This window comes from Flagellimonas meishanensis, from assembly GCF_019880545.1.
Lineage (GTDB): Bacteria > Bacteroidota > Bacteroidia > Flavobacteriales > Flavobacteriaceae > Flagellimonas > Flagellimonas meishanensis.
Window position 1 is genome coordinate 1,328,996 of record NZ_JAINVW010000003.1, and the last position, 17,763, is coordinate 1,346,758.

General features: G+C 44.3%; 27 protein-coding genes. All 27 read right to left on the minus strand.

The features are described from left to right. Positions 1-80: 80 nt before the first annotated feature. The 27 genes from ctlX to rplP all read right to left on the minus strand — a co-directional run bounded on the left by ctlX (position 81) and on the right by rplP (position 17,759). Complete coding sequence (ctlX, locus tag K7G75_RS14070) at positions 81-986, minus strand: citrulline utilization hydrolase CtlX (RefSeq protein ID WP_417950798.1); 906 nt, start codon at positions 984-986, stop codon at positions 81-83. A gap of 85 nt (positions 987-1,071) precedes the next feature. Next, entirely contained in the window at positions 1,072-1,986 is a 915-nt protein-coding gene (locus K7G75_RS14075; protein ID WP_222984872.1) for a dimethylarginine dimethylaminohydrolase family protein, read from the minus strand. Positions 1,987-2,239: 253 nt separating this feature from the next. Further along, positions 2,240-3,526 (minus strand): citrate synthase, encoded by a 1,287-nt coding sequence (locus K7G75_RS14080; RefSeq protein ID WP_222984873.1) that lies wholly within the window; start codon positions 3,524-3,526, stop codon positions 2,240-2,242. A 130-nt stretch (positions 3,527-3,656) separates the two neighbouring features. Then, complete coding sequence (locus tag K7G75_RS14085) at positions 3,657-5,201, minus strand: glycogen synthase (RefSeq protein ID WP_222984874.1); 1,545 nt, start codon at positions 5,199-5,201, stop codon at positions 3,657-3,659. Positions 5,202-5,321: 120 nt separating this feature from the next. Next, positions 5,322-6,614 carry a phosphopyruvate hydratase gene (gene eno, locus K7G75_RS14090; protein ID WP_222984875.1) on the minus strand — a complete coding sequence of 431 codons (1,293 nt, stop codon included), beginning with the start codon at positions 6,612-6,614 and terminating at the stop codon, positions 5,322-5,324. Between the two features lie 118 nt (positions 6,615-6,732). Continuing rightward, positions 6,733-7,845 carry a glutamine-hydrolyzing carbamoyl-phosphate synthase small subunit gene (gene carA / locus K7G75_RS14095; protein WP_222984876.1) on the minus strand — a complete coding sequence of 371 codons (1,113 nt, stop codon included), beginning with the start codon at positions 7,843-7,845 and terminating at the stop codon, positions 6,733-6,735. Between the two features lie 93 nt (positions 7,846-7,938). After that, positions 7,939-8,439: a 50S ribosomal protein L17 gene (gene rplQ, locus K7G75_RS14100; protein WP_222984877.1), complete on the minus strand. Its 501-nt coding sequence runs from the start codon at positions 8,437-8,439 to the stop codon at positions 7,939-7,941. A gap of 66 nt (positions 8,440-8,505) precedes the next feature. Then, positions 8,506-9,498, minus strand: a complete 993-nt coding sequence (locus K7G75_RS14105) for a DNA-directed RNA polymerase subunit alpha (RefSeq protein WP_222984878.1) — start codon at positions 9,496-9,498, stop codon at positions 8,506-8,508. 21 nt (positions 9,499-9,519) lie between these two features. Beyond that, a complete protein-coding gene (rpsD, locus tag K7G75_RS14110; RefSeq protein ID WP_222984879.1) occupies positions 9,520-10,125 on the minus strand; it encodes a 30S ribosomal protein S4 in 606 nt (201 codons plus the stop codon). Between the two features lie 108 nt (positions 10,126-10,233). Beyond that, entirely contained in the window at positions 10,234-10,626 is a 393-nt protein-coding gene (rpsK, locus tag K7G75_RS14115; protein WP_222984880.1) for a 30S ribosomal protein S11, read from the minus strand. A 104-nt stretch (positions 10,627-10,730) separates the two neighbouring features. After that, the gene (gene rpsM, locus K7G75_RS14120) at positions 10,731-11,105 is read right to left on the minus strand and encodes a 30S ribosomal protein S13 (RefSeq protein WP_222984881.1); all 375 of its coding nucleotides are present in this window, start codon (positions 11,103-11,105) and stop codon (positions 10,731-10,733) included. Positions 11,106-11,107: 2 nt separating this feature from the next. After that, positions 11,108-11,224, minus strand: coding sequence for a type B 50S ribosomal protein L36 (gene ykgO / locus K7G75_RS14125; RefSeq protein WP_013621733.1), 117 nt, complete (start codon positions 11,222-11,224; stop codon positions 11,108-11,110). Between the two features lie 3 nt (positions 11,225-11,227). Continuing rightward, a complete protein-coding gene (infA, locus tag K7G75_RS14130) occupies positions 11,228-11,443 on the minus strand; it encodes a translation initiation factor IF-1 (RefSeq protein ID WP_014031991.1) in 216 nt (71 codons plus the stop codon). Between the two features lie 3 nt (positions 11,444-11,446). Next, the gene (gene secY / locus K7G75_RS14135; protein ID WP_222984882.1) at positions 11,447-12,790 is read right to left on the minus strand and encodes a preprotein translocase subunit SecY; all 1,344 of its coding nucleotides are present in this window, start codon (positions 12,788-12,790) and stop codon (positions 11,447-11,449) included. Positions 12,791-12,801: 11 nt separating this feature from the next. After that, complete coding sequence (gene rplO / locus K7G75_RS14140) at positions 12,802-13,254, minus strand: 50S ribosomal protein L15 (protein ID WP_222984883.1); 453 nt, start codon at positions 13,252-13,254, stop codon at positions 12,802-12,804. Positions 13,255-13,267: 13 nt separating this feature from the next. Next, a complete protein-coding gene (rpmD, locus tag K7G75_RS14145; protein WP_222984884.1) occupies positions 13,268-13,447 on the minus strand; it encodes a 50S ribosomal protein L30 in 180 nt (59 codons plus the stop codon). Between the two features lie 12 nt (positions 13,448-13,459). Beyond that, entirely contained in the window at positions 13,460-13,984 is a 525-nt protein-coding gene (gene rpsE / locus K7G75_RS14150; RefSeq protein ID WP_222984885.1) for a 30S ribosomal protein S5, read from the minus strand. A gap of 7 nt (positions 13,985-13,991) precedes the next feature. Continuing rightward, a complete protein-coding gene (rplR, locus tag K7G75_RS14155; RefSeq protein ID WP_222984886.1) occupies positions 13,992-14,345 on the minus strand; it encodes a 50S ribosomal protein L18 in 354 nt (117 codons plus the stop codon). Between the two features lie 12 nt (positions 14,346-14,357). Beyond that, entirely contained in the window at positions 14,358-14,900 is a 543-nt protein-coding gene (gene rplF / locus K7G75_RS14160; RefSeq protein WP_222984887.1) for a 50S ribosomal protein L6, read from the minus strand. A gap of 18 nt (positions 14,901-14,918) precedes the next feature. After that, positions 14,919-15,317 (minus strand): 30S ribosomal protein S8, encoded by a 399-nt coding sequence (gene rpsH / locus K7G75_RS14165; protein ID WP_222984888.1) that lies wholly within the window; start codon positions 15,315-15,317, stop codon positions 14,919-14,921. A 17-nt stretch (positions 15,318-15,334) separates the two neighbouring features. Then, positions 15,335-15,604, minus strand: coding sequence for a 30S ribosomal protein S14 (rpsN, locus tag K7G75_RS14170; protein ID WP_116182586.1), 270 nt, complete (start codon positions 15,602-15,604; stop codon positions 15,335-15,337). Between the two features lie 2 nt (positions 15,605-15,606). Continuing rightward, the gene (gene rplE / locus K7G75_RS14175) at positions 15,607-16,158 is read right to left on the minus strand and encodes a 50S ribosomal protein L5 (protein WP_222984889.1); all 552 of its coding nucleotides are present in this window, start codon (positions 16,156-16,158) and stop codon (positions 15,607-15,609) included. Positions 16,159-16,160: 2 nt separating this feature from the next. After that, positions 16,161-16,475, minus strand: a complete 315-nt coding sequence (rplX, locus tag K7G75_RS14180) for a 50S ribosomal protein L24 (protein WP_222984890.1) — start codon at positions 16,473-16,475, stop codon at positions 16,161-16,163. A gap of 11 nt (positions 16,476-16,486) precedes the next feature. Then, positions 16,487-16,855 carry a 50S ribosomal protein L14 gene (gene rplN / locus K7G75_RS14185; protein ID WP_036379836.1) on the minus strand — a complete coding sequence of 123 codons (369 nt, stop codon included), beginning with the start codon at positions 16,853-16,855 and terminating at the stop codon, positions 16,487-16,489. A 2-nt stretch (positions 16,856-16,857) separates the two neighbouring features. Beyond that, a complete protein-coding gene (gene rpsQ, locus K7G75_RS14190; protein WP_014032003.1) occupies positions 16,858-17,115 on the minus strand; it encodes a 30S ribosomal protein S17 in 258 nt (85 codons plus the stop codon). A gap of 13 nt (positions 17,116-17,128) precedes the next feature. Then, positions 17,129-17,320: a 50S ribosomal protein L29 gene (rpmC, locus tag K7G75_RS14195; protein ID WP_222984891.1), complete on the minus strand. Its 192-nt coding sequence runs from the start codon at positions 17,318-17,320 to the stop codon at positions 17,129-17,131. Positions 17,321-17,339: 19 nt separating this feature from the next. Continuing rightward, positions 17,340-17,759, minus strand: a complete 420-nt coding sequence (gene rplP, locus K7G75_RS14200) for a 50S ribosomal protein L16 (RefSeq protein ID WP_222984892.1) — start codon at positions 17,757-17,759, stop codon at positions 17,340-17,342. Positions 17,760-17,763: the final 4 nt, after the last annotated feature.

Consider the following 17,763-nt stretch of genomic DNA (forward strand, 5'->3'; position numbering starts at 1 on the left):
ATCCTGACGAACTTGTTTCGGCATCCCATCCCTATTGGACAAAGACCCTTAAACAAGTTCAGGGTTACGTGCCCGCTTCGTCAAGCCATGGGCAGGAACACCTCGGCCATCATACAACGGGCACTGCCCCCGCCACAGGTCTCGATAGTGTCCAATGGACTATGAATGATCTCGCAATGCCTTTTGATGGCCTGTATCTGATCTTCGCGCAAGCTATTGTAGGCTGCAGAGCTCATCACCATAAACCGCTGGTCGTTAGCGCCGATTACCTGGAGCATGTTACCCGCAAAATGGTACATCTGCGCTTCGGTGATTTCTATGATTTCCCTTCCATCCTTTTTGATATGGTCCACGACATTTTTACGCTCCTTTTTATCATCAATGGTATCCAGACAGATGACCACAAAGGTCTCCGCCATGGCCATCATCACATTGGTATGGTAAATGGGCAATCGTTTGCCGTCCACGGATTGATTGGCGTGGAAAATCACGGGGAAACAGTCAAAATCCTCACAAAATTCAATAAAAAGTTCCTCATGGGCCCTTTCTGAAAGTGCACAATAGGCTTTTTGGTTGATCCGGTCCTTCAGGATGCTTCCCGTACCTTCCAGGAACACACCTTCGTCTTCCGCAGAAGTGTAATCAATAATGTTTTTGATTTCGAAACCTTGTTCCTCCAACATATCAAAAATATCCTCCCTACGTTCCTTTCTGCGGTTTTCTGCGAACATGGGGTACAAGCACACGGTGCCATTGTCATGAAAAGAGACCCAATTGTTCGGGAAAATGGAGTCGGGCGTGTCATTCTTCTCGGTGTCATCCACCACAATCACATGAACTCCGTGATCTCGAAGTATTTTTACAAATTGGTCGAATTCTTGCTGCGCCTTTTCATTGATCTCTGCATTTTTGATCTGAAGGTCTTCCTGAAAATAGTTGTTGACCGCTGTCTGTTCGTTCATCCGAAACTTTACCGGACGAATCATCAGGATGGTGTTGGTGATTTGTTTTCTCAAGTGTAATGTGGGTTTTTAATTCCCTGTGGCAGCAGGTCGGTGTTTGTTTGAAGTTTTATTCTCGTAGTAATGGCATGGTACTGCATCGCAACAATCCTTCCTGCTTTGCTATTTCGGCATAAGGGATTTCTTCCACAGTAAATCCTTGTTCCCGAAGCCAACGGTTCAGTCGGGTAAAATTCCTTTCCGAAACCACTACCTCCGGGGAGATGGAAAATACGTTGCTGAACATTTGGTACATCTCATCCTTTGTAATTTCAAATATGTTTTCGCTCCCGAAAAAATCCACCAACCATTGGTACTCCTCCTCCACCAAAAACCCATTCTTGTGCAAAATGGCCTTGTCGTGGCCCACAGGCTGAAAGCAACAGTCCAGATGCAGGGCATTTTCCTTGGGATCGGTATTGGATTTGCGCAATTCGAAGGATTTCACCGTTTTATGGGGAAACATTGCCGCCAGGTACTCAACGGCCTCCTTGTTCGTTCGGGCCGTAATGTAGTCCGGGTAATCATCCCCCGAATACGTTCCGACAAAAATATGGTCATGCCAGGGCATCACATCACCGCCTTCTATATGGACCACTTGTGGAGGTCTTATGATCTTGTTCGGGCTGATTTTTTCCAATACTTCGTGGATAGCTTCAAACTCCCGTTCCCTATCGGGCAAAATATTGGCATGAAAAAGTTTGTCCTCAATCACGAAGGCAATGTCCCTGGTAAAGATTTGGTTACAATCCTCCAAAACTTTGGGACGGTACACATCCACCCCATATTTTTCAAAGACCCTGGCAAAGGCATCCATCTCCTTGATCATGTCTTCTTCTTTGGGATAGGTACCGGCAAGTATGTGTTCCAGTGATTTGGGATCATAGGCTTCCTCGGGACTGGGAACAGGGCCACAACTCATTGCGGTACCCAAAATCACTGCCTTGAGGGGACTGGTCTCATCAACAATATTCAAATGTATCATACCAAATTAGTTCGCGGACCTCTTTTCTAGGTCTGGAAGGTGTTGGATCACCTTCAAAAAAGTTGAGGCAAATCTACCATTTTGCCACCTAATTACCATTGGTTTAAATAAAAAAGCTTTTTAGGTTTTTTGAACATCGCCTCTTCGGCCATCCAACCAATTTAGGGGCAAATCCCTTTGGTTAAATGCGTCTGATCGGGCTGGGCCCGTCTTTTTGATATTTAAAAGGACGGTGAGTACCGCCCTTTTGTAGTTATTTTCGTTTTTCGAGGGGAACAAAAGACCTCTTGTTTTCCCCTATGTAGATTTGTCGTGGTCTTCCAATGGGTTCCTTTCGCAATCGCATTTCACGCCATTGTGCTATCCATCCCGGCAATCTGCCCAAAGCAAACATCACGGTAAACATTTCCGTGGGGATCCCCAGTGCACGATAGATGATTCCGGAGTAAAAGTCAACGTTGGGGTATAGTTTTCTCTTCACGAAGTAATCGTCTTCCAATGCTTCTTTTTCCAATCCTTTCGCAATATCCAAAATGGGATCTTGTATGCCCAAATTGCCCAAGACCTCATCCGCGGATTTTTTGATTATCCTGGCACGTGGGTCAAAATTTCTGTAGACGCGATGTCCAAAGCCCATCAAACGGAAGGGATCATTCTTGTCCTTGGCCTTGGCCATGTATTTTTTGGTGTCTCCCCCATCTTTCTGAATGGCCTCAAGCATCTCCAGCACCGCTTGGTTGGCCCCTCCGTGCAAAGGCCCCCAGAGTGCCGAAATTCCAGCAGAAAGGGAGGCAAACAATCCGGCATGGGACGATCCCACGATCCGGACAGTGGATGTAGAACAATTCTGCTCGTGATCGGCATGCAGGATCAACAGCTTGTCCAGCGCGTCTATGACAATGGGATCCCGCTTATATTCTTGACTAGGCTTTTTGAACATCATTTTATGGATGTTCTCCACGTAGCCCAAAGTGTCGTCACCATAATCCAATGGCAATCCTTTCTTTTTGCGTTGTGTCCAAGCGACCAGAACAGGAAACTTGGCCAAAATCCGAACTATGGAATTGTACATGGCCGTCTCCGAGGAAACATCCACGGAAGTGGGGTTGAACGCCACCAGGGCACTGGTGAGCGAAGACAATACACCCATGGGATGCGCTGCTTTTGGAAAGGCGTCCAAAATTTTCTTCATTTCTTCATCCACATGCGATTCTTCCTTAATGTCGGCATGGAACTTATCAAGTTGTTGTTTATTGGGCAGTTCACCGAATATGAGCAGATAGGCTACTTCCAAAAAATCCGCCTTCTCAGCCAATTCTTCTATTGGATATCCACGATACCGCAGAATCCCCTTCTCCCCATCCAAAAAGGTGACGGCGCTCTCACAGGATCCCGTGTTTTTGTAGCCCGGGTCTATGGTCACCATGCCAGTGCCGGCCCTAAGCGTTTTTATATCTATGGCCAATTCATCCTCAGTGCCTTTTATCACAGGGAATTCATAACGGTTTCCCCCATATTCAAGTATAGCTTTATCCGACATTGTATGCTTTAATGGTTTTATAAAAATAGAGTGTTAAAATTACGAAAAAGCCCTGCCATTAACAATTTAAACATGGTATTTATGACAGTCTTAAGAATTCACCCAAGGCATTGTTCCATGGACATGATTGCTAACCCAACCTATATAAAAGTTTGTAATAATCATCAACGGACTTTTTCCAGGTAAAGCGCTGTCTTTTGGCGGCCGCTTGGATCTTTTTCCATGTGGGTTTGTCATTTTGGAAAACATCAAGGGCCAAATCGAACACTTCGAGCATATTCTGTATTTTCCCATCATAGGTTTTACCATCAAAACAGAAGCCTGTTTTCATGTGCTGCACGGTATCTTTCAAGCCCCCGGTGTTGTGGACCAAACAGGGATTGCCGTTTCGCATGGAGAGCATTTGGCTTATTCCGCAGGGTTCAAAAAGGCTGGGCATAAAGTAGAGGTCGGATTCCAGGTACATGGAGTCGATCAACTGTTCCGATTGTCCGTTGGTGAAGATAAAATTCTTGTTTTCGTAGCTCAATTTCCGGAAGAGTTCCTCATATTCTGGGGCCCCAGTGCCCAAAAGCATGAAAATGCCATCCACTTTCTCCAACTTTTTAAGGATTTCCACAAAAGCCTCCGGCGTTTTTTTAAAAAAATAAAATTTCTGTTCCGTCAATCGGGCCACGCTCGAAGCAATGAACTTGGGTCGGTTCTCTTTGCCCACATAGCTCATGATTTTTTCCCCGGTATGTGCCAAAAAATCGGCCTTGTATTTTTTATCCTCTTGCTGGAGCCAGCCGAAAAGGGCCTTGACCGTATTTCTATAGATCTCACCTTTGGCCTCCTGGTTGATGTTTTTGTAATTGCATCCATTGAGAATACCAAAGAGCCTTCCCTCCCTGTCTGCCTGCTGCAGGTCTTTCTCAAGTCCCTCCCCACCAATGAACTCTGGGGGCGAACTTGGCATCATCACGTCTTCTTTGTAGGAAGGAGAAACGGTATGCACCGCATCGGCAAACCGGATTCCGAGCGCCATCAAGTTGATGCAATCCTGGTATCGATAGTCCATCAAAGCCATATAATCAATGGGCACATCCGGAAACCAGTTTTTTAATGAGGAATAATTATTATCAAAAGGCCGGATTCCCTGAATGGCCAGATTATGGATACTGTAGACAATCTGGATGTCCTTTAAATTCTTATAGCTTTTGTGATATGCCCTCAAAAACAGCAATAGACTTGAATGCCAGTCATGGAGGTGTATCACGTCCAACTTTCCAAAAGCTCCCTGTTTAATGGCCTCCGCAGTGGCGGTACAAAAAATGAAGTACTTTACGGCATCGGTGTAGAACGGTTCCTCTGGATCATCATGGTAAATGTGAGCTATGCCCCCAGCTTCAATCTCGGGGTGATGCAACACATAATGCACAATATTCTCGAACTCCCTTTTTGGCTGCACTTCGTAAAGCTCCGCCGTGTAGGGCAGGCCCCTTAGGTTGAAGTTAAGGTAGGCCTTGAAGATCCCCTTTTGGTGAAGTCTACCGTATGAGGGCACTACAACATGTACTTTGTCCCCTCTTTCCGCGATCTGCCGTGGAACGTCACGTACCACATCGCCCATTCCTCCTGCCTTACAATTGGCAAGGGCATCATTCTCCGCTGCAACAAATAAGAAATTGTTCATCAAGCAAAAACGTTAGTTTGTTTAGTTCAGTTCTTCAATTTAGACAAAGTTTCCAAGTGTAACAAAAAAAAGCCTTTCCCGATCGGGAAAGGCTATTGTTATACTAAAAAAACGTTATCATCAGTTTACCTTAAAGGCTTTTTCCCGAGGGTAATATGCGGTATCGCCCAATTCCTCCTCTATGCGCAACAATTGGTTGTACTTGGCCATACGGTCGCTTCTGGAGGCTGAACCGGTCTTGATCTGTCCTGTATTCAATGCAACAGCCAAATCTGCAATGGTGTTGTCCTCTGTTTCCCCTGAACGGTGAGACATCACGGAGGTATACCCGGCATTTTTTGCCATGTTTACCGCGGCTATGGTCTCGGTAAGGGTACCAATCTGGTTGACTTTGATCAATATGGAATTGGCAATACCATTTTCTATTCCACGTGACAAGCGCTCAACATTGGTCACGAAAAGGTCGTCGCCTACCAACTGTACTTTGTCGCCCACTTTTTCAGTGAGCAACTTCCAGCCTTCCCAATCGTTCTCGTCCATTCCATCCTCAATGGAAATTATGGGATATTTAGCACAAAGGTCAGCCAAATATTGGGCCTGCTCCGCTGAAGTCCTTACTTTTCCTTTATCACCTTCAAATTTTGTGTAATCGTATTTTCCATCCACATAAAACTCCGCCGAAGCACAATCTAGGGCAATCATTACATCGTCCCCAAGCTTGTATCCTGCTTTGGCAACGGCCTTTGCAATGGTATCCAAAGCATCTTCGGTGCCACCTTCCAAGGTAGGAGCAAATCCGCCTTCATCCCCAACGGCAGTGCTCAGCCCGCGATCGTGCAATACTTTTTTCAGATTGTGGAAAATCTCCGTCCCCATTTGCATGGCATGGGTAAAGTTTTTGGCCTTTACGGGCATTACCATAAATTCTTGAAAGGCTATCGGGGCATCGGAGTGGGACCCTCCATTGATGATGTTCATCATGGGCACGGGCAGTGTATTGGCACTTACTCCTCCCACATATCGGTATAACGGCATGCCCAACTCATTTGCGGCCGCTTTGGCAACAGCCAAGGAGACTCCCAAAATGGCATTGGCACCCAACTTGGATTTATTGGGAGTACCATCCAATTCAATCATCGTTTGGTCAATATGGTTCTGCTCAAATACCGATGTGCCGACCAATTCCTCGGCGATAACGGTATTGACATTGTCCACTGCCTTGCTCACACCTTTTCCCATAAAGGAATTACCCCCATCTCGAAGCTCAACGGCTTCATGCTCTCCGGTAGAGGCCCCTGATGGTACCGCTGCCCTTCCCAAAACTCCATTTTCGGTGACCACATCCACTTCTACCGTTGGATTGCCCCTAGAATCTAAAATCTGTCTTGCATGAATGTTGATAATAATGCTCATCTTTAAAATATGTTAGTGGTTGACATTGAATAGGCTAAGATACGAAAGGAGTGTCTTTTTGCTTCAAGATATGGGAGCAAAAAAGCGCAAAATAACCTAAAAATAAAACTACATCGTTTTAGTTGCGACCTGTTTTGATGGCATCAAAGAATTGATCAAAAAGGTACTCGGCATCATGGGGTCCAGGACTTGCTTCGGGATGGTATTGTACCGAAAACACGTCCTTGTTTTTCATTTTTATGCCGGCAACGGTGTGATCGTTCAAATGGGTATGGGTGATTTCCAATTCGGGATGAGCCTCTGTCTCTTCCCTGTTCACGGCAAAGCCATGGTTTTGGGAGGTTATCTCGCCCTTACCGGTCACCAAATTGAGAATGGGATGGTTGATTCCCCTGTGGCCATTGTGCATTTTGTAGGTGGAAACACCATTGGCCAATGCCAATACTTGGTGTCCCAGACAGATTCCAAAAAGTGGTTTGTCGGACTTGATCATTTCCTTAGTGGCCGCAATGGCCTCCGTTAATGGCTGTGGGTCTCCAGGACCGTTGGAAATGAAATAACCATCCGGGTTCCATGCTCTCATCTCCTCAAAAGGGGTATTGTATGGAAATACCTTTATGTAGGCACCTCGCTTGGCCAGATTTCTGAGGATGTTCTTTTTTATGCCAATATCCAAGGCCGAAATGCGAATGTCCGCCTTTTCGTCACCATAATAATAGGGTTCCTTGGTGGAGACTTTTGAGGAAAGTTCCAAGCCTTTCATGCTGGGCACTTGTTTTAGTTCCTTTTTCAGGGTATCTATTTCGTCCACTCGTGTGGAAATCAGCGCATTCATGGCACCATTCTCTCGAATATAGCTTACCAATGCCCTTGTATCAACATCTGAAATGGCAAAGAGTTTGTTCTTTTCCAAAAATTCCAACAGGCTCATATGGGCACTTGGGCGTGAATATTCATAGCTGAAGTTCTTACAGATAAGTCCGGCAATTTTGATGGAATCGGATTCAATTTCCTCGGCATGGGTGCCATAGTTTCCGATATGGGCATTGGTGGTCACCATCAACTGCCCAAAATAGGAGGGGTCGGTAAAAATTTCCTGATAACCGGTCATCCCCGTGTTGAAACATACTTCGCCCACTGCGGTTCCATCCTTGTCGCCCACGGCCTTACCATAGAAAATGGTTCCATCGGCCAACAAAATCAATGCTTTTTTTCGGGTTTGATACTTCATTTGATTGCAATTTCGATTTCACAAAAAAACATAAAAAAAGGATAAGTTTTCGCTTATCCTTTTTCCACTAATACAATAGTTAATAACATTTTATTATTCTTCGGAGTCGTCAGTTTGTGTCTCTGCTACCGGTGCGGCGGCCTCCACTTTTTTGCCCGCTCCTCTTCTGCTTCGTCTTGTTGTTTTTTTCTTCGGCTTATCAGCGTTGTAAACGTCATTGAAGTCCACCAATTCGATCATCGCCATATCGGCATTATCCCCAAGACGGTTGCCCAACTTTATGATACGTGTGTATCCTCCTGGTCTGTCACCTACCTTTTCCGCCACGGTCCCGAAAAGTTCGGTCACCGCATATTTGTTTCTCAGGTTGCTGAAGACTATCCTTCTGTTGTGGGTGCCTTTTTCAGCGGTTTGATTGTTCTCGGTCTTGGATTTGGTAATCAAGGGCTCTATAAACTGTTTCAAGGCCTTTGCCTTTGCCACAGTGGTGTTGATACGCTTGTGCTCAATTAGTGAACAAGCCATATTGGCCAACATGGCCTTTCTGTGGGCCGCAGTCCTTCCCAAATGGTTAAATTTCTTTCCGTGTCTCATGTTTCTAGTTTATCATCTTGCTACCAGATCCCCGTGATCAACCACAAGGAGAGCAAAATATGATTATTAATCTTTATCCAATTTATATTTTGAAAGATCCATTCCGAATTCGAGGCCTTTGTTAAGTACCAATTCTTCCAATTCGGTCAGGGATTTTTTACCAAAGTTCCTGAACTTCATCAAATCGTTTTTGTTGAAGGAAACCAAGTCGCCCAACGTATCCACTTCCGCTGCTTTTAGGCAGTTTAGTGCCCTTACGGAAAGGTCCATGTCGACCAATTTGGTCTTCAACAGTTGCCTCATGTGCAACGATTCCTCATCATAGGTCTCGGTCTGGGCAATTTCATCGGCTTCCAGGGTTATGCGTTCGTCCGAAAACAGCATAAAGTGGTGTATCAATACCTTTGCAGCCTCTGTCAATGCATCTTTAGGGTGAATGGAACCGTCGGTAACGATCTCAAAGACCAATTTTTCATAATCGGTCTTCTGCTCTACCCTAAAGTTTTCAATACTGTATTTTACATTCTTCACAGGGGTGTACACGGAATCCACAGAAATACTTCCCAGAGGGGCATTGGATTTCTTGTTTTCCTCGGCGGGAACGTATCCGCGTCCCTTTTCAATGATGATTTCCATGTTGATGCTCACTTTGGGATCCATATTGCAGATCACCAAGTCTGGATTGAGCACCTGATATCCTGAAATGAACTTTTGGAAATCGCCAGCGGTCAATTGCTCTTTTCCACTAACGGAAATAGAAACTGTCTCGCTTTCAACATCATCAATCTGTCTCTTGAAACGGACCTGTTTCAGGTTCAATATGATTTCGGTGACGTCTTCAACAACACCTGGAATAACAGAGAATTCATGTTCAACTCCATCTATGCGCACAGAAGTGATGGCAAAACCTTCCAAGGAGGAAAGCAATACCCTTCTCAGCGCATTCCCAACTGTTAATCCATAGCCAGGTTCCAAAGGGCGAAATTCAAATTTCCCTTCGAAATCTGTTGAATCTATCATTATAACTTTATCGGGCTTCTGAAAATTAAGTAATGCCATAATTGGATTAATGTTGAATTTTTATTTAGAGTATAATTCCACGATCAATTGTTCCTTGATGTTCTCGGGAATCTGTATTCTTTCAGGAGTGGTCACAAAGGTGCCCTCCTTCTTTTCAGAGTTCCAGGTGATCCATTCGTAAACGCTGCTATTGGCAGACAAGGAATCTTGAATGGACTGTACTGATTTCGATTTTTCCCTAACACCAACAACGTCTCCTGGTTTAAGGCTATAGGAAGGAATGTTCACCACATTGCCGTTCACGGTGATATGTCGGTGTGAGACCAACTGACGGGCTCCCCTTCTGGATGGTGCAATGCCCATACGGTACACCACATTGTCCAATCGGGCCTCGCACAATTGCAAAAGTACCTCACCGGTAACCCCTTCTTTTCTTTTGGCCTCTGCAAAGAGGTTTCTGAACTGGCGCTCCAAAATACCGTAGGTATATTTGGCTTTTTGTTTTTCCATCAACTGGACAGCATATTCCGATTTTTTGCCTCGGCGTCTGTTGTTACCGTGTTGTCCCGGAGGGTAATTTTTCTTTTCAAAAGACTTGTCGTCCCCGAATATCGCTTCTCCGAATTTTCTAGCGATTTTTGTTTTTGGTCCTGTGTATCTTGCCATCTTCTTTTAGTTTGAAAGTGCGATTATGAATTAAGGCTTATCCTTCGATAATCTAAACTGCACTGTCCTGAAGACCCTTTTTGGGGGCCATTTTGTTATACTTGATTATTAAACTCTTCTTCTTTTTGGTGGTCTGCACCCATTGTGAGGAAGTGGGGTCACATCGATGATCTCGGTAACCTCAATACCTGAGTTGTGAATGGAACGGATAGCTGATTCCCTACCATTTCCTGGTCCCTTTACATATACCTTTACCTTTCTAAGTCCTGCCTCATGTGCTGTTTTAGCACATTCTTCAGCAGCAACCTGGGCAGCGTACGGGGTGTTCTTTTTGGAACCTCGGAAGCCCATTTTTCCTGCGGATGACCATGATATCACATCGCCCTTTTTGTTGGTAAGGGAGATGATGATGTTGTTAAAGGACGCCACAATGTGGGCCTCGCCGGTAGATTCTACTATTACCTTGCGCTTTTTAGCTGTTTTGGTACTTGCCTTTGCCATATTTTTTAGTTTCTAGTGTTAGCTCTTAGTTATTGGAATCCTAGACTTTTACATTTCAAACAGATTCTTCTAACGTCTAAATACTAATGACTACTATCCTATTGTTATTTCGTTGCTTTCTTTTTGTTGGCAACTGTTTTTCTTTTTCCTTTTCTTGTCCTAGAGTTGTTCTTGGTACGTTGACCCCTTAAAGGCAATCCAGATCGGTGACGAATGCCCCTGTAGCAACCAATGTCCATCAAACGTTTGATGTTCAATTGGGTCTCGGAACGCAGTTCTCCCTCAATTTTGTATGAGGAAACAGCTTCCCTGATCCTTCCTATCTCGTCGTCGTTCCAATCGGAGACCTTGGCATCCTCGTCTACTTGGGCTTTTTTCAAAATTTCCTGGGCCCTACTTTTCCCGATACCGAAAATGTAGGTAAGTGAAATAACGCCACGTTTTTGTTTAGGTATGTCTACCCCTGCAATTCTTGCCATAATTACCCTTGTCTTTGTTTAAATCTAGGATTCTTTTTGTTGATTACGTATAATCTGCCTTTTCTGCGAACAATCTTGCATTCGGCACTTCTCTTCTTTATTGATGCTCTTACTTTCATCGCTTAGTATCTGTAAGTAATTCTTGCTTTTGTTAAATCGTACGGGCTCATTTCCAACTTTACCTTGTCACCGGGGAGCAATTTGATGTAATGCATGCGCATTTTCCCGGATATGTGCGCCGTGACCACGTGTCCGTTTTCCAATTCTACCCTGAACATTGCGTTTGACAATGCTTCAATGATAGTCCCATCTTGTTCTATTGCCGGCTGTTTGGCCATAAATTATGCTACTTTTCTATTTTTTCCGGTTTTCATCAAACCATCATAATGCCTGTTCAACAAATATGAATTTACCTGCTGCACAGTATCTATGGCCACACCTACCATAATCAATAGTGATGTGCCCCCATAGAAAAGGGCCCAACCTGCCTGAACGTCCATCAACTTGACAACCACTGCGGGCAATACTGCCAAAAGGGCCAAGAAAACGGAACCTGGCAGGGTTATCAACGACATTATCTTGTCGAGAAAGTCCCCAGTTTCTTTTCCGGGACGAATACCCGGGATAAAACCTCCACTTCTTTTCAGGTCGTCGGCCATTTTATTGGTAGGCACGGTTATCGCTGTATAAAAGTAGGTGAATATGATGATCAATATGGCAAATAGGATGTTGTAGGCCAACCCGAAAATGTCGGCAAACTGTACTTCCATCCATTGCCCTACCGCTGTATTGTTGAATGTTCTTCCCAATAAACTTGGAGCAAACATAATGGCCTGTGCAAAAATGATGGGCATTACCCCAGAGGCATTCAATTTGAGGGGGATATATTGCCTGGCCCCCATAATGTTCTTTTCATAACCACCTGAAGCGGTCCTTCTGGCATATTGCACGGGTATTTGCCGCACTGCCATGACCAATAGCACACTGGCCAATATCACCAAGAACCAAACAATTACCTCGATCAACATGAACATGATGCCACCGGTATTATTTGTCGTTCTTGAAATGAATTCTTGAACGAAGGATTGTGGCAATGTTGCAATGATCCCAATCATGATCAAAAGAGAGATACCGTTTCCGATACCTTTATCGGTTATCTTTTCTCCCAACCACATGGCAAACACACAGCCTGTTACCAATATGATCACGGCTGGAATTATGAAATCGGGGCCCTTACCCAACACAAAAGCGCTGTCTGGAACACCCAATGCTCCCAATCCATACAAATAGGCAGGCGCCTGAACAATACAGATTCCTATAGTCAACCATCTTGTAATCTGGTTGATGGTCTTACGACCACTTTCACCTTCTTTCTGCAATTTTTGCAGGTAGGGAATGGCAATACCCATCAGCTGCACCACAATGGAGGCCGATATGTAGGGCATGATACCCAGAGCAAAAACGGATGCATTGGCAAATGCACCTCCGGTAAAAGCATTAAGAATTCCTAAAATACCTTGTTCGGTATTTGAGGTCAATTGTGCCAATTGGTTGGTATCTATACCCGGAAGTACGATTTGGGCACCGAAACGATATACCAAGAGCAACCCAAGGGTAACTATGATCCGTTGTCTCAGTTCCTCTATCTTCCAGATATTTGATATGGTCTCAATAAATTTCTTCATGCTTTTTTGCCTTATAAACTTACTGCTTCTCCTCCTGCTGCTTCTATTGCTGCCTTGGCCGATGCAGTAAATTTATGTACAGATACTTTTAGGGCGGCCTTTAATTCACCATCTCCCAAAATTTTCACCAAATCGTTTTTGTGGGCCAATCTGTTCTCAATCAAGGTGTCCAAGGTAATTTCCTTTTTCACGGCACCACTATCGACCAATTCCTGCAATTTGCCCAAATTGATTCCCCTGTATTCCTTTCTGTTGATGTTCTTGAACCCAAATTTTGGTACACGTCGCTGCAAAGGCATTTGACCTCCCTCGAAACCAATTTTCTTGGAATATCCTGATCTTGACTTGGCACCTTTGTGTCCACGGGTGGAAGTTCCTCCTTTTCCAGAGCCTTCTCCTCTTCCTACGCGTTTTCCTTCTTTATGAACAGCGCCTTCTGCTGGTTTTAGATTGTGTAAATCCATCTGCCGATATATTTTAAGCTTCCTCGGTGGAAACCAAGTGTTTGACCTTATTTATCATTCCAAGGATATTGGGTGTGGCCTCGTGTTCCACAACATGTCCTATCTTGCGCAATCCAAGAGCCTCCAAAGTCCTCTTTTGGTTCTGTGGCCTTTTGATAGCGCTCCGTACTTGTTTTACCTTAATCTTTGACATAATATCCTCTATTTATCCCTTAAAGACTTTTTCCAAAGAAACACCTCTTTGTTTTGCAACAACATTGGCACTCCTTAATTGTAACAAGGCATCAAAGGTAGCCTTTACTACATTGTGTGGGTTGGAAGATCCCTGCGATTTTGACAGTACATCATGTACCCCAACGGCCTCCAATACCGCCCTAACAGCTCCACCGGCTATAACCCCGGTACCAGGAGATGCAGGTTTAACATAAACTCTCGCGCCTCCGTACTTTCCTTTTTGCTCGTGGGGAAGGGTACTCTTGCTCAATGGGATGCGAACCAAGTTCTTTTTGGCATCTTCAATGGCCTTGGCAATGGCAGTGGCAACTTCCTTGGATTTACCCAAACCATGTCCCACAACACCATTTTCATCACCAACCACGACTATGGCCGAAAAACCAAAGGCTCTACCACCTTTTGTTACCTTGGTAACCCGTTGTACTCCAACCAAACGGTCTTTCAACTCCAGTCCACCTGGCTTTACTATTTCTACATTTTTGTATTTCTGGTACATAGTCTTATTAGAATTTTAGTCCGGCTTCCCTTGCGCCTTCAGCCAATGATTTAACTCTTCCGTGGTAAAGGTTTCCACCCCTGTCAAAAGCCACAGTTTCAATGCCCAGCTTAAGTGCTTTTCCGGCAATGGCCTTTCCAACATTGCTGGCAACCTCAATTTTTGCACCTTTGGAATCCACATCTTTATCTCTAGATGAGGCGGATGCCAAGGTGATTCCCTTATTGTCGTCAATCAATTGGGCGTATATTTCCTTATTGCTCCTAAAAACGGAAAGTCTTGGTCTGTTTTCTGTACCAAAGGATACTTTTCGTATTCTTCTGCGGATGCGTAATTTTCTTTCAGTTGTTGATAGTCCCATATTCCAAATCAATTATGCTGATTTACCTGCTTTTCTTCTTAGTTGCTCACCTACAAACTTGATTCCCTTTCCTTTGTAAGGTTCTGGCTTACGGAAAGATCTGATTTTGGCGGCTACTTGGCCCACCAATTGTTTGTCGTGCGAGGTAAGTTTTACGATAGGGTTCTTTCCTTTTTCAGATACGGTTTCAATCTTCACCTCTGGAGCAATGTCCAGAACGATGTTGTGCGAAAAACCAAGCGCCAAATCCAACTTCTGTCCTTGGTTGCTCGCTCTGTAACCAACTCCAACAAGTTCCAATTCCTTGGTCCATCCCTTGGAAACACCTTTTACCATATTATTGATCAAGGCACGGTACAAACCATGCTTGGCCTTGATTTCCTTGCTATCGGATGGTCTTTCCAAAACAACGTTGGCATCCTCTACCTTTACCGCAACCCCTGAAAATTCTTGGGATAGTTCTCCAAGCTTACCTTTAACGGTGACCATGTGGTCGTTGACCTCTACGGTAACCCCTTCTGGGATTGCTACTGGATTGTTACCTATTCTTGACATTTTCTACTCTTTTCTCAATTAATATACGTAGCACAAAACCTCGCCGCCCACGTTTTCATGCTTGGCCTGCTTGCTGGTCATTACCCCATGTGATGTGGAGACGATGGCAACGCCCAAGCCATTAAGCACCCTGGGAAGCTCATCAGAACCAACATACTTGCGAAGTCCTGGTTTACTTACGCGCTGTAATTTCTTTATTACTGGCTCCTTGGTAAACTTGTCGTACTTCAAGGCAATTTTGATGTTGCCCTGTACTTTGTCATCCTCGAACTTATAACTCAAGATATAGCCCTGATCGAACAATATCTTTGTAATCTGCTTTTTAAGATTGGAAGCGGGTATGTCCACTACCTTATGACCTGCCTTGTTGGCATTTCTTATTCTGGTCAAGTAATCTGAAATTGGATCTGTAAGCATCTCTTTTCTTTATCTATTTACCAACTAGCCTTTTTAACTCCTGGAATCAAGCCCTTATTGGCCATTTCCCTAAATGTAACCCTGGAAATACCGAATGTTCTCATGTATCCTCTTGGTCTTCCGGTCAATTTGCAACGATTGCGCATACGCACAGGTGAAGCGTTCTTAGGAAGCTTTTGGAGTGCTTCGTAGTCTCCGGCTTCTTTAAGAGCTTTCCTTTTCTCTGCATATTTTGCAACCATTTTTGCCCTTTTCCTTTCACGGGCTTTCATTGATTCCTTGGCCATATTCAGTTCTTTTTAAAGGGTAATCCCAATTCAGTTAACAATGATTTTGCTTCTTTGTCCGTCTCAGCCGACGTTACAAAGGTTATATCCATTCCGTTTATCCTATTGATCTTGTCAATATTGATCTCTGGAAAGATGATCTGCTCGGTTATCCCTAGGTTATAATTTCCCCTACCGTCAAATCCATTGGCCTTGACCCCTTGGAAATCGCGTACCCTTGGAAGGGCACTGGTAATCAGCCTATCCAAAAATTCGTACATGCGCTCTCCTCTTAGGGTAACCTTGGCCCCAATGGGCATTCCCTTTCTCAGTTTGAAGGAAGCCACATCCTTTTTGGATATGGTGGCCACTGCCTTTTGCCCTGTAATGTTGCTCAGCTCTTCCACAGCGTGGTCGATCAACTTTTTGTCGGACACGGCAGCACCTACACCCCGGCTAACCACTATTTTTTCCAATTTGGGAACCTGCATCACGTTCTTGTACCCAAATTCTTCTGAAAGCGCCTTGATCACGCGCTCCTTATATTCTTGCTTTAATCTTGGAATGTAACTCATGACTAAATTACTTCATTGGATTTTTTAGAAAACCTTACTTTCTTTCCGTCCCTCATCTCAAATCCAACCCGTGTGGCCTCGCCAGACTTTGGATCGATCAATGATAGATTGGAAATGTGCATGGGGGCTTCCTTTTTTATTATGCCTCCTTGTGGGTTCTTTGCACTTGGCTTTTCATGCTTGGACACCATGTTGACGCCCTCCACAATAGCCTTGTTCTTTTCCCGGTCCACGCGAAGCACCTTGCCTTCACTGCCCTTGTGGTCACCAGCTATGACTGTTACAGTATCCCCTACCTTTATTTTCAACTTGATCATTTGTATTTCTTTTAAAGCACTTCAGGTGCCAATGAAACAATCTTCATGAACTGTCTGTCCCTAAGCTCCCTGGCAACCGGTCCAAAAACCCGTGTGCCTCTCATCTCTCCCGTAGGGTTCAACAATACACAGGCATTGTCATCAAATCGGATGTAGGAACCATCAGGTCTCCGTACTTCTTTCTTTGTTCTAACAACAACTGCTGTTGAAACCGAACCTTTTTTTACGGTACCATTTGGAGTGGCTTCTTTTACGGTGACTACAATTTTGTCACCCAAGGAAGCATACCTTCTTTTTGTTCCTCCAAGTACACGGATCGTAAGCACTTCCTTAGCACCTGTATTGTCCGCAACCTTTAGTCTTGATTCTTGCTGTACCATAATTATTTAGCTCTTTCAAGGATTTCTACCAACCTCCAGCACTTTGTCTTGCTCAAGGGTCTGGTTTCCATTATTTTAACGGTGTCACCTTCGTTGCAATCGTTCTTCTCATCGTGGGCTACATACTTCTTGGTCTTCAAAACGAATTTCCCGTACATGGGATGCTTAACCCGTTTTACCTCAGAAACCACAATTGATTTCTCCATTTTGTTGCTGGTAACAACGCCTATTCTTTCTTTTCTTAAATTTCTGTTTTCCATAAGGCAGAACCAATTATTGTAATTCCCTTTTTGTTAATTCTGTTGCAAGTCGTGCCACGGTCCTTCTTGTGTTCCGTATTTGTAAAGGATTTTCCAAAGGAGTAACGGCATGTGCCATTTTTAGGTCCGCATGTTGCTTTTTGAACTCGGCCAACCTCTCCTTTAGTTCTTCAATTGAAAGTTCTTTTATTTCTGATTGTCTCATCTTTCTTCTCAATTAAAAATTAAGCGGAATAATCCCTAGCTACCACAAACTTGGTCTTTACCGGTAATTTCTGTGCCGCAAGTCGCAAGGCTTCCTTGGCAATATCCATGGGAACACCGGCAACCTCGAACATGATTCTTCCTGGTTTAACCACGGCCACCCAATATTCTGGAGCACCTTTTCCTTTACCCATACGTACCTCAAGTGGTTTTTTGGTGATGGGCTTGTCTGGAAAAATCTTGATCCACAGCTGACCTTGTCTTTTCATATATCTTGTCGCAGCAATACGTGCAGCCTCTATTTGACGGGAGGTAATGAATTCGGAATCCAAGGACTTGATACCGAACATTCCGTTGGAAAGCTGGTGGCCCCTTTGTGAAATTCCCTTCATACGCCCTTTCTGGGCCTTACGAAACTTTGTTCTTTTTGGCTGTAACATTTTC

What these genes read in the sequence shown, in the direction of transcription:
- infA (WP_014031991.1), bottom strand. Translation starts at nt 11,443, where the DNA reads ATGGCCAAACAGCCGGCAATAGAACAAGATGGGACTATCATTGAAGCA.
- rpmC (WP_222984891.1), bottom strand. Translation starts at nt 17,320, where the DNA reads ATGAGACAATCAGAAATAAAAGAACTTTCAATTGAAGAACTAAAGGAG.
- rplN (WP_036379836.1), bottom strand. Translation starts at nt 16,855, where the DNA reads ATGGTACAGCAAGAATCAAGACTAAAGGTTGCGGACAATACAGGTGCT.
- rplR (WP_222984886.1), bottom strand. Translation starts at nt 14,345, where the DNA reads ATGGGACTATCAACAACTGAAAGAAAATTACGCATCCGCAGAAGAATA.
- rpsH (WP_222984888.1), bottom strand. Translation starts at nt 15,317, where the DNA reads ATGCTTACAGATCCAATTTCAGATTACTTGACCAGAATAAGAAATGCC.
- rplF (WP_222984887.1), bottom strand. Translation starts at nt 14,900, where the DNA reads ATGTCAAGAATAGGTAACAATCCAGTAGCAATCCCAGAAGGGGTTACC.
- rplQ (WP_222984877.1), bottom strand. Translation starts at nt 8,439, where the DNA reads ATGAGACACGGAAAGAAATTTAACCATTTGGGAAGGACTGCGGCCCAC.
- rpmD (WP_222984884.1), bottom strand. Translation starts at nt 13,447, where the DNA reads ATGTCAAAGATTAAGGTAAAACAAGTACGGAGCGCTATCAAAAGGCCA.
- K7G75_RS14105 (WP_222984878.1), bottom strand. Translation starts at nt 9,498, where the DNA reads ATGGCATTACTTAATTTTCAGAAGCCCGATAAAGTTATAATGATAGAT.
- rpsN (WP_116182586.1), bottom strand. Translation starts at nt 15,604, where the DNA reads ATGGCCAAGGAATCAATGAAAGCCCGTGAAAGGAAAAGGGCAAAAATG.
- ctlX (WP_417950798.1), bottom strand. Translation starts at nt 986, where the DNA reads ATGATTCGTCCGGTAAAGTTTCGGATGAACGAACAGACAGCGGTCAAC.
- rplX (WP_222984890.1), bottom strand. Translation starts at nt 16,475, where the DNA reads ATGATCAAGTTGAAAATAAAGGTAGGGGATACTGTAACAGTCATAGCT.
- ykgO (WP_013621733.1), bottom strand. Translation starts at nt 11,224, where the DNA reads ATGAAAGTAAGAGCATCAATAAAGAAGAGAAGTGCCGAATGCAAGATT.
- eno (WP_222984875.1), bottom strand. Translation starts at nt 6,614, where the DNA reads ATGAGCATTATTATCAACATTCATGCAAGACAGATTTTAGATTCTAGG.
- secY (WP_222984882.1), bottom strand. Translation starts at nt 12,790, where the DNA reads ATGAAGAAATTTATTGAGACCATATCAAATATCTGGAAGATAGAGGAA.
- rpsD (WP_222984879.1), bottom strand. Translation starts at nt 10,125, where the DNA reads ATGGCAAGATACACAGGACCAAAAACAAAAATCGCTAGAAAATTCGGA.
- K7G75_RS14080 (WP_222984873.1), bottom strand. Translation starts at nt 3,526, where the DNA reads ATGTCGGATAAAGCTATACTTGAATATGGGGGAAACCGTTATGAATTC.
- rpsE (WP_222984885.1), bottom strand. Translation starts at nt 13,984, where the DNA reads ATGTACCAGAAATACAAAAATGTAGAAATAGTAAAGCCAGGTGGACTG.
- K7G75_RS14085 (WP_222984874.1), bottom strand. Translation starts at nt 5,201, where the DNA reads ATGAACAATTTCTTATTTGTTGCAGCGGAGAATGATGCCCTTGCCAAT.
- rpsK (WP_222984880.1), bottom strand. Translation starts at nt 10,626, where the DNA reads ATGGCAAAGGCAAGTACCAAAACAGCTAAAAAGCGCAAGGTAATAGTA.
- rplP (WP_222984892.1), bottom strand. Translation starts at nt 17,759, where the DNA reads ATGTTACAGCCAAAAAGAACAAAGTTTCGTAAGGCCCAGAAAGGGCGT.
- K7G75_RS14075 (WP_222984872.1), bottom strand. Translation starts at nt 1,986, where the DNA reads ATGATACATTTGAATATTGTTGATGAGACCAGTCCCCTCAAGGCAGTG.
- rplE (WP_222984889.1), bottom strand. Translation starts at nt 16,158, where the DNA reads ATGAGTTACATTCCAAGATTAAAGCAAGAATATAAGGAGCGCGTGATC.
- rpsM (WP_222984881.1), bottom strand. Translation starts at nt 11,105, where the DNA reads ATGGCAAGAATTGCAGGGGTAGACATACCTAAACAAAAACGTGGCGTT.
- rplO (WP_222984883.1), bottom strand. Translation starts at nt 13,254, where the DNA reads ATGGATTTACACAATCTAAAACCAGCAGAAGGCGCTGTTCATAAAGAA.
- carA (WP_222984876.1), bottom strand. Translation starts at nt 7,845, where the DNA reads ATGAAGTATCAAACCCGAAAAAAAGCATTGATTTTGTTGGCCGATGGA.
- rpsQ (WP_014032003.1), bottom strand. Translation starts at nt 17,115, where the DNA reads ATGGAAAACAGAAATTTAAGAAAAGAAAGAATAGGCGTTGTTACCAGC.